Genomic DNA, 18,202 nt, shown 5'->3' on the forward strand with positions numbered 1-18,202 from the left:
GAAGATATAACCACGAACTCACAAACAACACAAACACCCAGGCAGATGGTGGTTTCTGCCTGGGTGGTGTCGTCGATAAGCAGTTGCTTATGCGCGCTTAGCGCCTGCGAAGTTCTTCTTGCCTCGGCGCAGGACCAGCCATGTGCCGTGGAGGAAATCCTGGTCAGACGGCGCCCACGCCTCGTCTTCGACGCGCTCGTTGTTCACGTACACGCCACCTTCCTTGATGGAGCGGCGCGCTGCACCCTTCGACTCTGCGAGACCAGCACCGACGAGAAGCTCCACGATATCCGTGGTTTCGCCGGCTGGGATCTCAAAGACAGAGGTTTCAGAGACTGCCGATGCGAGGGTCTTCTCGTCGAGGTCAGTAAGTTCTGCGCGACCGAACAGAGCTTGCGATGCGAGTTCGACAGCCTCACGGGCTTCCTTGCCGTGGACCAGATCGGTCATCTCCTGCGCCAAGCGACGCTGGGCTTCACGCTTGAATGGGCGCTCCGCCACTTCGGTCTCCAGGCGGTTGAGCTCTTCCTGGTCAAGGAAGGTGAACCAACGCAGGTAACGGATGACATCGGCGTCCGCAGTGTTTACGAAGTACTGGTACCAGGTGTACGGACTGGTCATCTCGGGATCCAGCCACAGCGAGCCGCCACCAGTGGACTTGCCGAACTTCTTACCTTCGGAATCCGTCACCAGCGGAACAGTCAACGCGTGAACCTGCTCGCCGTCCATACGACGATTCAGGTCAACGCCCGCAACGAGGTTGCCCCACTGATCGCCGCCGCCAACCTGCAGCACGCAATTGTGGTTGCGGCGCAGCTGCACGTAGTCATTCGCCTGCAGCAGCATGTAGGAAAACTCGGTGTAAGAAATGCCGTCGTTCTCCAGACGACGCTTCACCGTGTCGCGGCCGAGCATCGTGGACAGCGAGAAGTGCTTGCCCACATCACGCAGGAACTCGATAACGCCAAGGTCTTTAATCCAGTCGTTGTTGTTGACCAGGCGTGCTGCATTGTCGCCATCAAAGTGCACGAAACGGCTGAGCTGGCCACTGATGCGGTCCGCCCAATCACGGACGGTGTCCGCAGAGTTCATGGAGCGCTCCCCCACGTCGCGTGGGTCACCGATCATGCCGGTCGCGCCACCAGCAAGCACGATCGGTGTGTGGCCTGCTTCTTGGAAGCGGCGCAGCATGAGCAGCGGAACGAGGTGGCCGGCGTGCAGCGAGGGACCAGTCGGGTCGAAGCCGCAGTACAGCACGATCGGCTGCTCGGTTTCCTTCCGCAGTGCGTCGAGGTCCGTGGACTGGTTGATCAGCCCGCGCCACTCAAGCTCATCAATGATGTTTTTGCTCATTGGGTTTTTCTCCGTCTTCTACTTTGCCGAGATGTATGGCTCTGCTTCGTCGATGAGCAGAACTGGGATGCCGTCGTCAATGCGATAGGCAATGCCGAGGCGTTCGTTGACCAGCAGCTCCCGCTCTTGGTCATACTCCAGCGTTCCCTTGTCTTTGGGACACGCGAGGACGTTAAGAAGCTTCGGATCCAGACTCATGCTTTCGGATCGTACCCGCTGCCTCCGTGGTAGCTGTCGTCGAGTCCGGGCAACTCACCGAGCTCTTGACGCAGGAACTGCGCTTGTGAATCCATGGCGCGCAGATTGTCGTCCAAAATCCCCTGCTGCACCCGCTCAGCAGCGCGAGTGAGCGTGGTTAAAGAGTCCACAACCACGCTCACCGCAGACTTGTCTCGGTACTGAGGGGCATCAAGGTACGTATCGACGACCTCCGGGTAGTACACATTGACTACATTCCACATCGTCTGCCGGTGCTTAGGCGTCGGCTCGAGGTGTTCCCACTCGGACAATACGAACTTGGAGGCTTTTTCAAACGCTCGCGCCTGCATCATCACCTGACGTGGTGGCTTCGCCGATTCCAACCGATCAGTCGTTTGCCGCAGCGCATTCTCGAGAACTTGCGACGTGGGCAGGGTTGGTGCTGCTGGAAGTTCCTTGGTTTTCCGGGACGGCGCAAGAGCCGCGCCGGCGCCATACGCGGCCGCCGCGGCGACCGGCCAGAACAGTCCGATACCTACCGCAATATGAACCACAACCACGAGGGTAGCCAGCACCAACCCAAGCTGGTTCTTGGGTGAGGCGAAATACCGGGCTGCTTTTCCCGCAGACGAATTATTGGAATCCACGAATCTCCTTAAAGGCAGCAGCCAGGTCGCCACCAAGCGCGTCAAACACCTCACCACCGGTGAGATCTGCAAGTGCTTGCATCTCTATCGCATTAGCATCGCCGTACAAGATAACGAACACAGGCACGTTACGCAGCTGTTCTGGCAATGCTTCATACTGCCTCTTGAATTCGACATAGTCTGGGGCAACGGTGCTTTCACCATCACTCAGCAAAACTATCGACGGAATACCTCCGTTCGGGTCCGTATTCCTCAATGCCTTCAGCAAGGTTTCATACACCGCGGTTCCGCCCTCAGCCTGGAGACCATCGACGAAGTCAGATAGTTTTTCAGCAGACTTCGGATCTTCCCGGGAGAAGCGAACTGTCAACGGTTCGTGTGGTGCGAAATCAAAGGCTTGCAACGTGACGGTTTCCCGGTCGCGTAGGGAGACGTCACCGGTGAGTGTTGAAGCGGAGCCGTCGATAAGCGAGTGCATGATGCTTTTCAGCGACGCCAACCGCTGCCCTTCCATCGACCCGGAAGTATCTAGCACAAACGTTGTTCGTCCTGGTTTGCGGTAGGAGTTGTCGTACGCATAAAGCAGCTCATCGACGACTCCCTCGTTGGCTGGGAACGGCAGCTCGATGACGTGTTGGTTGGCTATCTCCACCGGCACGTTATCCACGCCGGTCACAGGCCTGCGATAGGTCTGAGCGATGTCCTCTTGGTGTTCTAGGAGCCAGCGCGACAGCTCTTCTACCCGACCCCGCGCGTCTGCATGCGCAGGGTTAGCCAGTGCCGATAACGGGTAATCTGCGGAAATCACGCCATCGGCGGGGACAACAACCTCAATAGGCACACCTTGGGCCTTTAGCTGGTGAAGTGTTGCTTCGTAGTTGATGATGCCATCGCCTCGGGACGAATCATTGACAAACGTCTCAGCCAGCCACCCGGAAGAACCGGAAACCATAGATTGCGCTTCGAACATTTCCTTGAGCTGTGGCCCAACGCGCTCCAAGTCAGTAGGGGAAATCGCATCGCCGGTGTCTGCGAGCGCAGTCGCCACCGAGACGAGTGCGGAGAATCCCGAGTTCGAGGCTTGCGGGTTGGTCATCCCGAACGTGAACTTGCCGCTTGCGGCAGCGTCGGCAAACTCGGCCCAGGTGGGCTGCTTGGTGTCCCAGCCGAGACGCTTTGCGCTGTCCTCCCATACACCGAACGCGACGGGGCTTGTGGCAATCTTTGTCTCACCGTCCAACTTGTCGGAGGCGCCGATCAGGTTGACGTAGCGGTTCGTAGCAAACCATGTGGCATCCACTTCCCCATCGAAACCTCCCTGTTTGAGCGTTTGGGAGTTTTCTAAAGTTCCGCCGGGGAACTGCATGTCGATAGTGAAGCCGAGCTCCTCTGCTGCACGATCAACCAATTCTTCGAGGTCCTTGAGCTCGGTTGCAGCGACAATGGTCAGATCGGCATTACCGCTGGGCCCTGCGCCGGATGTATCAGGAGTATTGGAAGTGCCTTCTTCGAAAGTGCTACACGCGACGAGCACCAGAGACATGAACGCAGCAAGCGCCGCGACGAGGCGATTCATTATTCCTCCTCCTTCACCGGTGCGGGTGCTCCGCCATAGCGTTGACCGACACCGTCGATGAGTTGTTCAAGCCTGTCGTAGGAGGGTGGGTCGATGGAATTGACGTAATCCGCAGGCGCATCGAGCCCTCGATCCTCCATCTCTTGGGCCAGGTTGCCTGAGGTCGCGGGCCGGAATCCGTGGTACGCGGCCAGCCTTTGTAGCTCGGGGTCGTTGGTGAGCAGACGACCGAGTTCTCTACCGCCCTCGCTCACCCCGACGATGCCGTGGTTAGCCAGCACTGTCGGACTGAGTTGCAGCAGCACCATATCGTCGCGGATTCGGGAATTATCTCGCATCTGCTCACCAATGAACTGTGCTTCGTACACCATCACCATCGGTACCGCTCCCATGCCTTGGCTGAGGTAGTCCGCAAAAGGGCCAGAGGATGAGGCTTCGCTGTATCCCTGAGCGGTGAAGAAGGGCGCGATCTCGTCGACAAGAAAACCAACGTCATTGGCGCGATCGGGTTCTCGCTGTGCTACCTCCCACGCCAACAGCGACAGATACATCGCGGCGGAGTTTGAGGTGCGGATATCTGTCGAGCGGACCTGTACATTGCGTGGCGACGGAAACGCGTCCCCGAGGTCGCGCCATCGTTTTCCGGAGCGGGCCAAGTCCATGTACTTGTTCACGTCCAGTGTGTAAGCGCCGTTCTGCTCAGCCACGACTCCCTCAGCTACCAGTAGATCCGCAATCGGCTTCCAGCTCGCTACCGCCATCGGGGAGAAAAACGGGAAATCCACCGAGTAGCCACTGCCCTGTTCGCGCACCTTTTGCGTGGCAGGCCCGGAAGACGGGAAAACGAAATCTTGTGCGGCAATATCCGTGGTGGTAGCTATCTGGCGGGACCCCGCTGTTGTCACGCTGACGCTGTAGCCCAACGCTGCAAGTCTGTCCTTGACCTTGGGGTCTTCAAAGAAAGCCCGCTTTTCAGAGCCGATTACTCCGTGGAGTTGCTGCACGTTGCCCTGAGACTGGCGATTTGATTCACCGCCACTGTCTTTTTCGTCGCCATCACTGCCAAAGGGAAGAAGCCCCCGGCCTAAAGCGACTGCGGCGATGACCACTGCAATAAAAATGAGGCCAAGCACCACGGAGACTGACCGTCCCCGGGGCTTGGCTTCATAGGTATTTGGCGCATCCATATCCCAATGCTAAAGGGAAACTCTGAACTGCGCTCTGCGAACGTGTATTTACTTCTTCCGTACTGGCTGCTCTGCCCACTGGCGCGCAGCCTTGTTCGCTTCGCGCACACGCTCCCGCTGCTCCACCACACGCGGTTTCGCAGTACCGCCGCGGGTATCGCGGGATGCGACCGCCCCATCGACAGTAAGTACCTCGCGCACTTCGGGGAGCAGACGCTTATCGACGCCCGCTAGCTCCTCATCCGTCAGATCCACGAGATCGACACCACGGGATTCTGCGATGCGAACGCAGGCTCCCGAAGCCTCGTGTGCTTCGCGGAATGGAACGCCCTGGCGCACCATCCATTCGGCAAGGTCGGTGGCCAATGTGAACCCTGCTGGAGCCAGTTCGCGCATGCGGTCTTCGTGGAACGTCAACGTGGAAACCAGTCCAGTGAACGCCGGCAGGAGGATGGAGAGCTGCGTGACCGAGTCGACCAACGGCTCCTTGTCTTCCTGAAGGTCACGGTTGTACGCCAGCGGCATGGCCTTCAGCGTGGCGAGCAAACCGGAAAGGTTACCGATCAAGCGACCAGCCTTGCCACGGGCAAGTTCCGGAACGTCCGGGTTCTTCTTCTGCGGCATGATCGACGAGCCGGTCGACCACGCGTCATGCAGCGTGACGTAGCCGAACTCTGGCGTGGACCACGCGATGATCTCTTCGGCGAAACGAGAGATATCAATCGCAATCTGTGCCAGGACGTACGCGGATTCTGCAGCAAAGTCGCGCGAGGAGGTGCCGTCGAGCGAGTTGTCGGTTGCCGAATCGAAACCAAGCTCCTCTGCGATCGCCTCTGGGTCGAGGTGCAGCGACGAACCAGCCAGCGCTCCAGAACCGTACGGCGAGACTGCCAGTCGCTTGTCGGCATCCTTGATCCGGTCCAGGTCACGCAGCAGCGGCTGGGCATGCGCCAACAGCGAGTGCGCAAGCAGGATCGGCTGTGCAGCCTGGAAGTGGGTCTTGCCAGGCATGATCGCGTCTGGGTGGGCTTCCGCCTGTGCGACGATCGCGTCGATCAGATCGCTGACATCGAGTGCGACACCCCGCAGGGCATCGCGCAGCCACATCCGGAACATGGCCGCAACCTGGTCGTTGCGGGAACGTCCAGCACGCAGGCGACCACCGATCTCGGGCCCGACACGGTCGATGAGTCCACGCTCCATCGCACCATGGACATCCTCATCGGTCGGCAGCGGACCGAACGAGCCGTCGGCAACGTCGCGGCCGAGTTGGTCCAGGCCGTCGAGCATGACGGCAAGGTCGTCGTCGCTAAGCAAACCTGCCTTGTTCAGCACCTTCGCGTGCGCCTTGGATGCGAGCACATCGTACGGCGCAAGCACCCAGTCAAAATGGGTAGACACGGACAGGGCGAACATGGCTTCCGACGGGCCGCCGGAAAAACGACCGCCCCAGAGCGCACCTTCGTTTGTCTTGTGCTGCTCCATTTACTTGCCGGCCTCGCGGTCGCGCTTGTTCGCGATCTGGGAGGACAGACCGTGCAAACGCACGAAGCCCTTGGCCAGGGTCTGGTCGAAGGTATCGCCGGTGTCGTAGGTAGCCAGGTTGAAGTCGTACAGCGAGTGGTTGGAACGACGGCCGTTGACCGTGATCTGGCCAGCGTGCAGGACCATGCGGATATCGCCGGTGACGTGCTCCTGGGTGGACTCGATGAACGCATCCAGGGAGCGCTTCAGCGGGCCGAACCAGAGGCCGTCGTACACCTCCTCGGACCAGCGTGCATCGATAAGACGCTTGTAGCGAGCCAACTCGCGCTCAACGGTGACGTCCTCAAGAGCCTTGTGAGCGGTGATCAGCGCGACGGCGCCCGGCGCTTCGTAGACCTCGCGGGACTTGATGCCAACCAGACGGTCCTCAACCATGTCGAGACGGCCAACACCCTGGGCACCTGCGCGACGGTTCATCTCTTCGATTGCTTCGAGGACCGTGACCTTACGGCCGTCGATGGCCACCGGCTTGCCGGACTCGAAGGAGATGATGACCTCGTCCGGAGCGTTGCCGAGCGCCGGGTCCTCGGTGTAGGCGTAGAGGTCCTTTGTCGGCGGGTTCCACAGATCCTCAAGGAAGCCGGTCTCAACTGCGCGGCCCCACACGTTCTGGTCGATGGAGAACGGCGACGCGGCAGACTGCTCAATCGGCAAGTTCTTGCCCTCTGCGTACTCGATGGCCTTATCGCGGGTCCAGGCATAGTCACGAGCCGGAGCGATGATCTCCAGGTCCGGATCCTGGTTCAGGAATCCGACCTCGAAACGAACCTGGTCGTTGCCCTTGCCGGTGCAGCCGTGGGCGACGTGGGTGCCGCCGTACTTGTGACCAGCCTCAACGAGATGCTTGACAATCAGCGGGCGCGAAATCGCGGAAACCAGCGGGTACTCGCCCTGGTACATACCGTTTGCCTTGATGGTGGGCAGGCAATACTCCTCGGCGAACTCATCCTTGGCGTCCACAACAATGGACTCCACTGCACCGCAGTCCAATGCGCGCTGGCGCACTGATTCCATGTCCTCGCCGCCCTGTCCAAGGTCGAGGGAGACCGCGATCACTTCACCGCCGGTCATTTCAGCCAGGTACGGGATAGCAACGGACGTGTCCAAACCGCCTGAATATGCAAGAACAACGCGATTAGTCATGGTAGAACGATTCTCCTTCAAAAGATTTCATGAATAGTATGAGGTTACCTGCAGGGTAAAACTTTTTAGTCGCTGCCCCGGGCGTGTCCGCCGAAGAGTTCCACGGCAAGTTCTACGCCGGTGAGCGGTTCGCGTGCAAGAACAAAAATTGTGTCGTCGCCAGCAATGCAGCCGACAACCTGGTCGAGGCCTACGCGGTCAATGTAGCTGGCCAGGTACTGCGCCGCACCTGGGGGCGTGCGCAGCAGTGCAAGTTGACCCGAGCCATCCGCGGATACGACCAACTCGTCGATCATGCGGCGGAGCTTCTCACGGGGGCCAGTCTGCGCGTTTTCAAAACCATCGGCATCGCCGTTGATCGTGTAGTAAGCACGGCCGCCGCCAGATGGGCGGATCTTCTTCGCACCAAGTTCATCCAAGTCCCTCGACAGGGTCGCCTGCGTAATGTCGATGCCTTCTGCGAGCAGCAGCTCTGACAGCTGAATCTGCGAGGAAACACGAGTCTGCTCAAGCAACTCGAGGATCCGTGCTTGGCGTGCGGTACGGGATACAGGTTGGGACATTATTGGTGCTCCAGAAGCCAGGTCAACAACGCTTTCTGCGCATGTAAACGGTTTTCAGCCTCGTCGAAGACGCGCGACTGCGGGCCATCAATGACCTCCGCGGCGACCTCGTTCCCGCGGTACGCGGGAAGGCAATGCAAGAATATTGCATCGTTTGCCGCGCGCGCCATCAGGTCCGAATCAACCTGGTAGGGCAAGAACGGTGTGCGACGATCCTTGCCATCTTCTTCCATGCCCATCGAGATCCAGGTGTCGGTGATCACGACGTTCGCGTCTTCAGCAGCTGCAACATCATCAGTCACGGTGACTCGGGCGCCGGTTTCTGCGGCGCGCTTCTCGGCGCGCTCGACAAACTCGGCACGCGGCTGGAATTCCTTGGGCGCGATAACAGTGATGTCCATCCCCGCTGTAGCGAAACCGATCAGGTACGAGTTAGCCATGTTGTTGTCACCGTCGCCGAGGTACACCGCTTTCAGCCCCTTCAGGCCAGCGGCGCCTTCCTCGGGGCAGAACTCCTCGATGATGGTTTGCAGGTCCGCCAGGATCTGGCATGGGTGCAGGTCATCGGTAAGTGCATTGACCACAGGAACGGTGCCTGCCTCAGCCATGTCCACGAGGTTCTGGTGATCGTAGGTGCGCCACACAATTGCCTGTACGTAGCGGGACAGTACGGCACCGGTGTCCTGGAAGGATTCGCCCTTGCCCATCTGTGCGTGCCCAGTCTCAGTCACGATCGCCTGGCCGCCAAGTTGCGCAATACCGGCGTCGAATGAGAACCGCGTACGCGTCGAGGTCTTGTCAAACAGGACTGCCACTGAAAGCGGCCCTTCCAACGGCCGGTGCGACAGCGGAGCCTTTTTCAGCTCCGCTGCGAGTGCAAGGACTTCAGCCTGTTCTGCTGGGGTGAGATCGTCGTCTGCGAGAAAATGACGAGCCATTGGTCTAGTTCCTTTCTGCGGCTTGTGCGATTGCGGCTGCGAGACGCTCAACCGCCTGCTGGATCTCGTTGTCGCTAATTACCAGGGGTGGGGTGAGTCGGATGACGGTGTCGGACGGCGCGTTCAGAATGACGCCGTGTTCGAGCCCATGCTTGACGACGAGCTTCGCAACCGGTTGCTCCAGCACAACGCCCAGCATGAGTCCCCGGCCGCGCACTTCCGCGACGCCGGGAACGTCCGTGGTTTCGTCGATAAGCACTGCTGCTTTGCGACGAACATTGGCCAGGAACCCATCGTCAATCGTGTCCAGCACCGCGTTTGCCGCAGCACACGCGACGGGGTTGCCACCGAAGGTTGTGCCGTGGCTGCCCGGAGTGAACAGTGTCGCGGCTTTACCGCGGGCTATCGTCGCGCCGATGGGCAGTCCCCCGCCGAGACCTTTGGCCATGGTGATGACATCCGGCACGACCCCTGCGTCTTCGAAGGCAAAGAAGGTCCCGGTGCGACCGACACCGGTTTGAACTTCGTCGGTGATGAAGAGGATGCCGTGCTCGTCGCAAAGCGAGCGCACCGCCTGCAAGAAGCCTTCGGGCGCCGGGATGACGCCGGTTTCGCCCTGAATCGGCTCCAAGATGATGGCGGCAGTATCGGTAGGGTTCTGCTCAACCAGAGCCGTCAGCGCATCAATGTCGCCATACGGGTAGAACTCCACACCGGTGGGCAATGGCGCGAACGGGGCCTGCTTCTCTGGCTGTCCGGTCAGCGCGAGCGAGCCCATGGTGCGGCCGTGGAAACCATGCTCGGCTGCGAGGATGCGCCCCCGACCAGTGAGACGGGCAAGCTTAAACGCGGCCTCGTTGGCCTCTGCGCCGGAGTTGCTGAAAAACACACGGGCGGTCTCGTCGCCGACGCGTGCGCGCAGCTTCTCCGCTACTTCAACCACCGGATGGGAACCAAACAGGTTAGATACGTGGCCGAGAGTGGCCACCTGCTGCGACACCGCCTGCACGATGGCTGGGTTGGCATGTCCCAACGCGTTCACGGCGATGCCTGCGAGCATGTCGATGTACGTTTTCCCGTCGGCATCGGTGACGGTAGCGCCATCGCCAGAGACGAGTTCAACCGGCGGGGCTGGGTACGTGTCTAGCAGTGACTCCGACCAGCGTGTAGCGAAGTTGCTCATGCCTCATCCTTCCTAAAGATTGTGCCGTCTGGGTAGTGGGTGCGGTCGTAATCGTCTGGAAGCACCATCGTGCCCACACCACCCATGGTCAGTAGTTCGAGAAGCACTGAGTGGGCCACACGACCATCAATAACGTGTGCCGCTTTCACCCCGCCCTGGACCGCGGTCAGGCAAGCTTCCATCTTCGGGATCATCCCGGTGTCTAGGCCCGGCAGCATCTTCTCAAGCTCGGCCGCCTCGATCTTGGACAAAAGCGAATCGCGGTTGGGCCAATCGGTGTAAAGGCCCTCCACGTTGGTGAGAACTACGAGGCGTTCCGCGCCGATCGCAGCTGCCAGCGCACCCGCGGCTTCGTCAGCGTTGATGTTGTAGACCTCGCCGTTTTCGCCCGGAGCGATGCCAGAGACGACCGGGATACGGCCGGCGTCGATGATGTCCATCACCGCTGCCGGATTCACGTCGGTGATGGTGCCGACCAGCCCGATATCGACGAGCTCACCTTCCACTTCGACCTGGCGGCGCTTGGCCGTGAACAAGCCGGCATCCTCTCCTGAGGTGCCTACCGCATACGGGCCGTGGGAATTGATCTTGCCCAGAAGATCTCGGCCCACCTGCCCGAACAGCACCATGCGCACGACATCCAGGATTTCCGGCGTGGTGACACGGAACCCGCCGACGAACTCGCCGCCGTCGAGGCCCAAACGCTTGAGCATCGCGCTGATCTGCGGCCCGCCGCCATGTACGACCACGGGCTTCGCGCCCACAGTGCGCAGAAACACCATGTCTGCGGCGAACGCTGCCTTGAGGTCTTCATCAATCATGGCGTTACCGCCGTACTTCACCACCACAATCTTGTCGCGGTAGTGCTGCAGCCACGGCAGTGCTTCGGCAAGGACGGTGGCGCGCTGTTCACTCGTTAGATTAGGCATCAACTCACCCACCTCCTAGCTCGAGTACGCGGAATTGATCTCGACGTAGGCGTGCGAGAGGTCGGTTGTGCGCACGGTTGCGCTGCCCGCTCCCCCGGTGCCCAGGTCCACAACAACGTCGATGTCGGCTCCGCTCAAGTCAACGTCGCGGGCGCCCGGTGCGCCGGTCGACTGTTCGCATACGGTCTGACCGTTGAAGGTCACGGAGATGTTCTCCGCATCCATCTCGGCATCGGCCATGCCTACGGCTGCCAGCACGCGGCCCCAGTTCGGATCGGAGCCGAACATCGCAGTCTTGACCAGGCTGTCACGGCCGATCGCGCGCGCTGCGTTGAGCGCTTGTGCATCGTCGAGCGCTCCTTGGACGGTGATCGCGACACGCTTGGTCACGCCTTCCGCATCCGACTGCATCATCGCCGCTAGCTTCGCGCACGCTTCGTGCACTGCGGCGTTGAGTTCTGCTTGCGTTGGGGTCACGCCACTGGCACCGCTTGCCATTGCGACGACCGTGTCGTTGGTGGAAGTCGAGCCATCAATATCCAACGTGTTAAACGTCATGGCACAGGCTTGCTCGAGCGCAGCCTGCAACGTGGCGCTGTCAGCCTTTGCGTCGGTGGTGATGCAGACAAGCATCGTCGCCAGCGACGGCGCCATCATGCCGGCACCCTTTCCCATCGCCCCCACAGTCCAGCCGTCGCCCTTGACGACGGCTTCTTTCGCCACCGTATCTGTCGTCCGAATCGCATCTGCAGCACCCGCTCCATCATCGCCGAGTTGCTTGACGACGACACCGATACCGGCTTCCACCTTGTCCATCGGAAGTGTGTCGCCGATCAGCCCCGTCGAGCAGACCGCAACGTGGGCTGGGTCGACCCCGATGCCTTCTGCGGTCAGGCGCTGCATGGCTTTTGCGTCTTCGTATCCTTGTGCGCCGGTACACGCGTTCGCGTTTCCCGAGTTCACAATCAGAGCCTTAATGGTGCCGCCAGCTGCAGTCTCACGGCTCACTTTCACTGGCGCTGCAAACACTCTGTTCCGAGTAAATACGGCTGCACCAGCGAACTCCGGGCCTTCGTTGACAACCAATGCGAGATCACGGTTGCCAGACGCCTTGATCCCGGCGCTGATACCTGCAGCGCTAAAGCCCTTCGGGGCGGTTACTCCGGTGGTGGTCATGAATTGTTCGTTTTTCCTTTCAACAGGGGTGGAGAGTCGTTGTGAAGTGGCGGTTACGGAGCCACCGCAGCTCGCGATAGTCCTGCCCCTTCGTCCCACCCGAGTGCAAGGTTCATGCATTGCACAGCGGCACCACCAGTGCCCTTGGTCAGGTTGTCGATGGCACTCGTCGCCACCAACTTGCCGGCGTGCTCGTCCACTGCAACCTGCACGGCACACATGTTCGTGCCCACGACATGCTGGGTCTGCGGCTGCGAGCCTGCCGGAAGCAGCCTGACAAACTGTTCTCCCTGGTACGCCTGTTCGTACGCGCTATTTACCGCCTCTGCTGTAATGCCCTGCACCAATGGTGCGGTCACTGTGGTGAGAATCCCACGCGGCAGCGGTGCCAGTACCGGGGTAAAGCTCACGGAAACCCTGGCGCCAGCAACACTCTCGAGATTCTGTTGGATTTCTGGTGTGTGCCGGTGCGTCCCGCCGACGCCATAGGCTTTCAAGGAGCCCATCGTTTCCGCGCCGAGGAGATCCACATTCGCCTTCTTGCCAGCACCTGAGACACCGGAAACGGCGACAATGGTCAGGTCAGGCTCCACGAGCCCAGCCTGGAGTGCTGGCCAGGCCGCAAGCGTTGCCCCAGTGGGGAAACACCCCGGGACAGCGACGCGGTTTGCCCCCTGCAGGGCGGCCCGCTGACCCGGCAGTTCGGGAAGCCCGTAAGGCCAAGATCCTGCATGCTCAGAGCCGTAGAAACGCTTCCATTGCTCGGCATCGCGCAACCGAAAATCTGCAGCGCAGTCAATCACGACGACGTCCTCGCCGAGCGCCTGACCGATCTCGGCGGAATGGCCGTGCGGCAAGCCGAGGAACACAACATCGTGGCCAGCAAGCACATCGATTGTTGTTGGCTCAATGACCCGATCTGCAAGTTCCGGCAGATGCTGCATAAGATCGCCGACCTGCTGGCCAGCGGTTGATGCTCCGGTTAGCGCACCAATCTCTAACGTTCCCGCCAGGTAGGCGGGGTGGCCGAGTAGCAGGCGGAGGATCTCACCGCCCGCATACCCGGTGGCTCCGGCGACCGCAACCTTGATCACACTTTCTGACATAGCGGACAGTGTATCAGTTATGCAGTGCGCCGTAAGTTATTCACGGATTAATATTTACCCGCGCATTTCTGCGCCGAAGCGCTCCTTAGCCAACTCGGCTGCCTTGAGGCGAGCCTCCGAGCCTTCCTCTTCCTTCAGCGTGCGATCGGGCGCACGGAAGGCCAGGCCGAATGCGAGAGACTTCTTGCCCTCGCCGAGGGATTCCGAACGGTAGACGTCGAAAAGCGTTACGTCCTCGACAAGCTCACCTGCGCCCTCAACGAGAGTGCGACGGACGTCTTCAGCCGGAACTTCCTCATCGACGACGAGCGCGATGTCCTGGTGCAACAGCGGGAACGACGACAGGCGCGGCGCCGGAAGACGCTCCTCCAGCGGGATCGCAGTCAGGTCGAGCTCCATCGCGCACGTGCGCGCTGGCAGGTTTAGCTTCTCCAGAATCTGCGGGTGCAGCTCGCCAGCATGGCCAACGACGATACGCTCGCCAGCAGCATCGCGGACAGAGAGTTCCGCACAGCGCCCCGGGTGCCACGGCAGAACCTCGGCAGCGACGATGTCGAGTTCAACACCGCATGCGCGGGCGACGATCTGCGCAGACTGGATCGCGTCCGACCACTCATAGGCGCGCCCATTGCCCCACGGCCCCTCGAGCTCGACGTTGCCGAGCGCCACCGTTGCGGCATGCAGATTCTGCTTTGGCAGCGACTGAATAAGTTCTGCGACAACGTCGTCTGCTGGACGCTGGGTAACGGCCGGCAACGGCGAAACATCCGCGCGCTTCTCAGAGGTCTGTGCAACCGAGTAGAGCGCAATATCGCCACGGCCGCGGGCAACATTGCGGCCTGCTGCCTCGAGCATCGACGGCAGAAGCGTCGTGCCCAAGATGCCGTAGTCAGCATCCAACGGGTTCTGCACCTTCACCGTGTTGCGGCGCGGATCGTCTGCGTCGAGCCCCCACACATCGAACGTGTCGTTGGCAATAAACGGCGTCGGGATGATCTCCGCGTAGCCGGAGTACGCCAGCGCGTGCGTGACCGCGCGACGGCGACGCTGCAGCGGGCTCAAGCCGCGACCACCACGCGGTGTTGGCAGGATCGACGGGATATCGTCGAGTCCTTCAAGTCGCACGACCTCTTCGACAAGTTCCACCGGAACGGTGATATCGGTACGCCATGTCGGCGGCGTGACCTGAAGGTTCTCACCCTCGCCTGCGATAGTGCAGCCGACCTCCTCAAGACGGCGCACAACCGTATCGCGGGAGTAGTCCACACCGATGAGCTCCGACGGGCGCGAGGCACGCATGGCAATCGGCTCACGCGGTTTAACGTCACCGACAAGCGTACGGCCAGCCTCGATCGAGCCGCCAGCGATCTCGACGAGGAGCGCACAAGCGGCATCCAGAGCGACCTCGACGATGGCGGGGTCAACGCCGCGCTCAAATCGACGAGAGGCCTCCGAGCTCAGCTTCAGGCGACGTGCAGTACGAGCAACAGTCAGCGGATCCCAGGTTGCAGCCTCGAAGTGGACGTTCACGGTGTCGTCGGAAATCTCCGACGTCGTGCCACCCATAACGCCGGCGAGGGACTGGATGCCGTTGTCGTCGCTGATCACCACATCGTCTGCGGTCAGCGTCCGCTCAACGTGGTCGAGCGTTTCAAACTTCTGACCGGCCTCAGCGTTGTGCACCCGCAAGCCGCCGGAGATCTTGTCGGCGTCGAATGCGTGCATCGGCTGACCAAGCAACAGCATGACGTAGTTAGTCACGTCAGTCGCCGCGTTTACAGAGCGAACACCGCTGAGCATCAGCTCGCGCTGCAGCCAGAACGGCGCCTGTGCCTTCGGGTCGATGCCCTTCACAGTGCGCAGGCCGAAGCGCTGCGCCTTCGTCGAGGCCTCAACCTCGACGGGGATGCTCTCGCCTGCCGGCTCCGGAACAGCAGACATATTAACGCCTGCGATCGACGGATCCTGCGCGACATCCTTAAACGCCAGGTCGAAGGCGGATGCGATCTCACGGGTCAGGCCGCGCGCAGACAGCGCGTAGCCACGGTCCGGGGTGACGTTAACCTCAAACACGGTGTCGCCGGAGCCGAGGATCTCGCGAGCGTCATCGCCCGGGGTCGCTGCCCCCGCCTCCAGTGTGATGATGCCTTCGCTCTTTGTAGCCAGGCCAAGTTCTGCTGCGGACGCCATCATGCCGTTCGAAATGTGGTCATAGGTTTTGCGCGCGGAGATAGCAAAGCCACCTGGCAATACCGCACCCGGAAGCGACACGATGACTAGGTCGCCTTCCTTGAAGTTTCGCGCGCCACAGATGATGCCCTGCAGTTCACCTGTGCCGTTGGCCTGTCCGACATCAACCTGGCAGTAGCGGATGGGCTTCTTAAACCCGGTCAGTTCCTCGATCTCGGCTACTCGGCCAATGACGAGCGGGCCGGTCACCTCAGGCAGCGGCTCGTAGCCCTCGGTCTCAAAACCGACGCGGACAAAACCGGCGTCCAATTCCTCGTCGGAGGGATTGAAGCCCTGGTTGCCTGCCTGATTAAGCAGGCGGGTGATCCAATTCTTGGAAATAAGCATTCTTGGTTCTCCTTTTACGCCTGCACGCCGAACGGAATAGTGAAACGGACATCGCCTTCGACCATGTCGCGCATATCCGACAGGCCATTGCGGAACTGCAGCGTGCGCTCAAGGCCCATGCCGAACGCAAAACCGGTGTACTCCTCCGGGTCGATGCCAACAGCACGCAGCACGTTCGGGTTGACCATGCCGCAGCCGCCCCACTCAATCCAGCCAGCGCCGCCCTTCTTGTTCGGGAACCAAACGTCCACCTCGGCAGACGGTTCGGTAAACGGGAAGTAGTTCGTACGCATACGGGTCTTGGTTTCCGGGCCGAACAGCACCTTAGCCAGGTGGTCGAGCGTGCCGCGCAGGTGCGCCATCGTCAGTCCCTTGTCCACAGCGAGACCCTCCACCTGGTGGAACACAGGGGTGTGGGTGGCATCGAGTTCGTCCGTACGGAACACACGGCCCGGGCACGCAATGTAGATCGGCACATCGCGCTCAAGCATCGTTCGCACCTGCACCGGCGAGGTGTGTGTACGCATGACCTGCTTGGAGCCTTCTTCGCCAATGTAGAAGGTGTCCTGCAGTGTGCGGGCCGGATGGTCCGGAATGAAGTTCAGCGCGTCGAAGTTGAAGTACTCCGCTTCAACCTCGGGGCCTTCGGCCACTTCCCAACCCATGCCGATGAAGATGTCGGCGATGTGCTCCGACAGTGTGGTGATCGGGTGCATCGCGCCGGCGTGAGCGCGTGCGGTAGGCAACGTAACGTCAACCTTTTCCTCACGCAGCTGCTTCTCGCGGTGCTCTGCTTCGCGGACCTGGCGCAGCTGGGCATAGACCTTTTCGGCGCGGCCACGCGCCATGTTCACAAAGCGACCAGCGTTCTTACGCTGATCCTTCGGAATGGACCCCAGCGACTTACGCGCCTGCATGATCGGGGACTTCTCCCCCAGGTGCGCGCGATGCGCATCTTCAAGTGCCGCGAGGTCCGCAGCAGCCTCGAACGCAGCAACCGCGTCGTCTGCTGCCTTGTTCAGGGCTTCCTCGGTCAGTTCAATATCCGGAAGTTGTGTTGCGTTGTCGGCCACGCTTACGCTCACCCGCGCCTTTCCACAAGTGCTCTGCAGCTCAGGGCGTCTGCAGCGATGTCGGTTCAAAAGCGTCCACCACTTTACCCGTGGAGCCGACACATGAATGCGCTAGGGGGACATGCGATAGGTGTCGATATCGCGATTACCTTTCGTCTGCGTCGAGCGCCTTTGAGGATTCCCAGAGGCACATGGATGCAGCGGTAGCGAGATTCAGCGATTCCGCGCTGCCCTTAATCGGGATGGAGATCCGGTGATCAGCATTGGTGAGAAGCTCATCGCTAAGCCCGTGGGCCTCGTTGCCAAACAGCCACGCTGTTGGGCGTGCAAGCACCTCGTCCGCTTGCGCGAGGGATGTCTCCCCCGACGCCGAGGTTGCCACCGTAGCTAATCCTGCAGAATGCAGCTGCCCAATTACCCGGTGGACATCACGGTCACGTGCCACTGGTACGTGGAACAACGATCCTGCGGTGGAACGCACCACTTTCGGCGACTCTGGATCGACGGTGTCCCCAGCGAAGATGACTGCATCCGCACCCAGCGCATCTACTAGGCGGATGATCGTGCCTGCGTTGCCCGGGTCGTTGGTCTCCACACACACTGCGACTAGACGGGGCCGGCCCTTGAGGATCGACGGCACCGTCCACAGCACCGGCCTACACACCGCGAAAATACCCGTGTTGGTCACCGCATCGGCGAGGTGCTGAGCAGCCTTGTCGTTGATGGCATGCGTGTAGACATCCATGTAGCCAGCGGCGCGAACGATTTCCTCGAAACGCTCTGCTGCTGCTTCGGTGACAAACAAGTCCGTTGCAGCACCCGTGGCCACCGCCGCTTCCACGGCGTTCTCCCCTTCCGCGAGAAAAGCTTTTGCTTTGCGACGACCCGCCGCGCGTTTCAGCTTCGCAGCGTTGACCACACGCGGGGTGCGCTCAGTAAACGGCTGCTCAAAATCCAATGCCATGGCCGATACCTTACCGCGAACAAAAACCGCCCCGTCCCACCTGG

General features: G+C 60.7%; 16 protein-coding genes. All 16 read right to left on the minus strand.

What is annotated here, in order from left to right; all coding sequences use genetic code 11:
* Window positions 1–87 precede the first annotated feature (87 nt).
* Window positions 88–1,353: a tyrosine--tRNA ligase gene (tyrS, locus tag HMPREF3120_RS00935; RefSeq protein WP_070449942.1), complete on the minus strand. Its 1,266-nt coding sequence runs from the start codon at window positions 1,351–1,353 to the stop codon at window positions 88–90.
* An 18-nt stretch (window positions 1,354–1,371) separates the two neighbouring features.
* The gene (locus HMPREF3120_RS00940) at window positions 1,372–1,551 is read right to left on the minus strand and encodes a Trm112 family protein (RefSeq protein ID WP_070422901.1); all 180 of its coding nucleotides are present in this window, start codon (window positions 1,549–1,551) and stop codon (window positions 1,372–1,374) included.
* A complete protein-coding gene (locus tag HMPREF3120_RS00945; protein WP_070422902.1) occupies window positions 1,548–2,198 on the minus strand; it encodes a hypothetical protein in 651 nt (216 codons plus the stop codon). The genes HMPREF3120_RS00940 and HMPREF3120_RS00945 overlap by 4 nt, the downstream gene beginning before the upstream one ends.
* Window positions 2,185–3,774: a VWA domain-containing protein gene (locus HMPREF3120_RS00950; protein WP_070449945.1), complete on the minus strand. Its 1,590-nt coding sequence runs from the start codon at window positions 3,772–3,774 to the stop codon at window positions 2,185–2,187. The genes HMPREF3120_RS00945 and HMPREF3120_RS00950 overlap by 14 nt, the downstream gene beginning before the upstream one ends.
* Window positions 3,774–4,961 (minus strand): hypothetical protein, encoded by a 1,188-nt coding sequence (locus tag HMPREF3120_RS00955; RefSeq protein WP_070449948.1) that lies wholly within the window; start codon window positions 4,959–4,961, stop codon window positions 3,774–3,776. Before HMPREF3120_RS00955 ends, HMPREF3120_RS00950 begins: the two co-directional genes overlap by 1 nt.
* 48 nt (window positions 4,962–5,009) lie before the next feature.
* Window positions 5,010–6,446, minus strand: a complete 1,437-nt coding sequence (argH, locus tag HMPREF3120_RS00960; protein ID WP_070422905.1) for an argininosuccinate lyase — start codon at window positions 6,444–6,446, stop codon at window positions 5,010–5,012.
* Window positions 6,447–7,649 carry an argininosuccinate synthase gene (locus HMPREF3120_RS00965; RefSeq protein WP_070422906.1) on the minus strand — a complete coding sequence of 401 codons (1,203 nt, stop codon included), beginning with the start codon at window positions 7,647–7,649 and terminating at the stop codon, window positions 6,447–6,449.
* A gap of 65 nt (window positions 7,650–7,714) precedes the next feature.
* The gene (locus tag HMPREF3120_RS00970) at window positions 7,715–8,212 is read right to left on the minus strand and encodes an arginine repressor (RefSeq protein ID WP_070449951.1); all 498 of its coding nucleotides are present in this window, start codon (window positions 8,210–8,212) and stop codon (window positions 7,715–7,717) included.
* Window positions 8,212–9,150 (minus strand): ornithine carbamoyltransferase, encoded by a 939-nt coding sequence (argF, locus tag HMPREF3120_RS00975; protein ID WP_070449954.1) that lies wholly within the window; start codon window positions 9,148–9,150, stop codon window positions 8,212–8,214. Before argF ends, HMPREF3120_RS00970 begins: the two co-directional genes overlap by 1 nt.
* A gap of 4 nt (window positions 9,151–9,154) precedes the next feature.
* Complete coding sequence (locus tag HMPREF3120_RS00980; protein WP_070449957.1) at window positions 9,155–10,333, minus strand: acetylornithine transaminase; 1,179 nt, start codon at window positions 10,331–10,333, stop codon at window positions 9,155–9,157.
* Complete coding sequence (gene argB / locus HMPREF3120_RS00985; RefSeq protein ID WP_371326033.1) at window positions 10,330–11,262, minus strand: acetylglutamate kinase; 933 nt, start codon at window positions 11,260–11,262, stop codon at window positions 10,330–10,332. Before argB ends, HMPREF3120_RS00980 begins: the two co-directional genes overlap by 4 nt.
* 15 nt (window positions 11,263–11,277) lie before the next feature.
* Window positions 11,278–12,438 (minus strand): bifunctional glutamate N-acetyltransferase/amino-acid acetyltransferase ArgJ, encoded by a 1,161-nt coding sequence (gene argJ, locus HMPREF3120_RS00990; RefSeq protein WP_070449963.1) that lies wholly within the window; start codon window positions 12,436–12,438, stop codon window positions 11,278–11,280.
* Window positions 12,439–12,491: 53 nt separating this feature from the next.
* The gene (gene argC, locus HMPREF3120_RS00995; protein ID WP_070449967.1) at window positions 12,492–13,544 is read right to left on the minus strand and encodes an N-acetyl-gamma-glutamyl-phosphate reductase; all 1,053 of its coding nucleotides are present in this window, start codon (window positions 13,542–13,544) and stop codon (window positions 12,492–12,494) included.
* Window positions 13,545–13,598: 54 nt separating this feature from the next.
* Window positions 13,599–16,121: a phenylalanine--tRNA ligase subunit beta gene (gene pheT / locus HMPREF3120_RS01000; protein ID WP_070449970.1), complete on the minus strand. Its 2,523-nt coding sequence runs from the start codon at window positions 16,119–16,121 to the stop codon at window positions 13,599–13,601.
* Window positions 16,122–16,135: 14 nt separating this feature from the next.
* Window positions 16,136–17,194, minus strand: a complete 1,059-nt coding sequence (gene pheS, locus HMPREF3120_RS01005; protein ID WP_070449973.1) for a phenylalanine--tRNA ligase subunit alpha — start codon at window positions 17,192–17,194, stop codon at window positions 16,136–16,138.
* Window positions 17,195–17,339: 145 nt separating this feature from the next.
* Window positions 17,340–18,158 (minus strand): TrmH family RNA methyltransferase, encoded by an 819-nt coding sequence (locus HMPREF3120_RS01010; RefSeq protein WP_070422915.1) that lies wholly within the window; start codon window positions 18,156–18,158, stop codon window positions 17,340–17,342.
* Between the last annotated feature and the right edge of the window lie 44 nt (window positions 18,159–18,202).

This window comes from Corynebacterium sp. HMSC11D10 (assembly GCF_001806995.1).
Lineage (GTDB): Bacteria > Actinomycetota > Actinomycetes > Mycobacteriales > Mycobacteriaceae > Corynebacterium > Corynebacterium coyleae.

Coding starts and splice junctions, on each gene's coding strand:
- tyrS (WP_070449942.1), bottom strand. CDS start 1,353: ATGAGCAAAAACATCATTGATGAGCTTGAGTGGCGCGGGCTGATCAAC.
- HMPREF3120_RS00940 (WP_070422901.1), bottom strand. CDS start 1,551: ATGAGTCTGGATCCGAAGCTTCTTAACGTCCTCGCGTGTCCCAAAGAC.
- HMPREF3120_RS00950 (WP_070449945.1), bottom strand. CDS start 3,774: ATGAATCGCCTCGTCGCGGCGCTTGCTGCGTTCATGTCTCTGGTGCTC.
- HMPREF3120_RS00955 (WP_070449948.1), bottom strand. CDS start 4,961: ATGGATGCGCCAAATACCTATGAAGCCAAGCCCCGGGGACGGTCAGTC.
- argH (WP_070422905.1), bottom strand. CDS start 6,446: ATGGAGCAGCACAAGACAAACGAAGGTGCGCTCTGGGGCGGTCGTTTT.
- HMPREF3120_RS00965 (WP_070422906.1), bottom strand. CDS start 7,649: ATGACTAATCGCGTTGTTCTTGCATATTCAGGCGGTTTGGACACGTCC.
- HMPREF3120_RS00970 (WP_070449951.1), bottom strand. CDS start 8,212: ATGTCCCAACCTGTATCCCGTACCGCACGCCAAGCACGGATCCTCGAG.
- argF (WP_070449954.1), bottom strand. CDS start 9,150: ATGGCTCGTCATTTTCTCGCAGACGACGATCTCACCCCAGCAGAACAG.
- HMPREF3120_RS00980 (WP_070449957.1), bottom strand. CDS start 10,333: ATGAGCAACTTCGCTACACGCTGGTCGGAGTCACTGCTAGACACGTAC.
- argB (WP_371326033.1), bottom strand. CDS start 11,262: ATGCCTAATCTAACGAGTGAACAGCGCGCCACCGTCCTTGCCGAAGCA.
- argJ (WP_070449963.1), bottom strand. CDS start 12,438: ATGACCACCACCGGAGTAACCGCCCCGAAGGGCTTTAGCGCTGCAGGT.
- argC (WP_070449967.1), bottom strand. CDS start 13,544: ATGTCAGAAAGTGTGATCAAGGTTGCGGTCGCCGGAGCCACCGGGTAT.
- pheT (WP_070449970.1), bottom strand. CDS start 16,121: ATGCTTATTTCCAAGAATTGGATCACCCGCCTGCTTAATCAGGCAGGC.
- HMPREF3120_RS01010 (WP_070422915.1), bottom strand. CDS start 18,158: ATGGCATTGGATTTTGAGCAGCCGTTTACTGAGCGCACCCCGCGTGTG.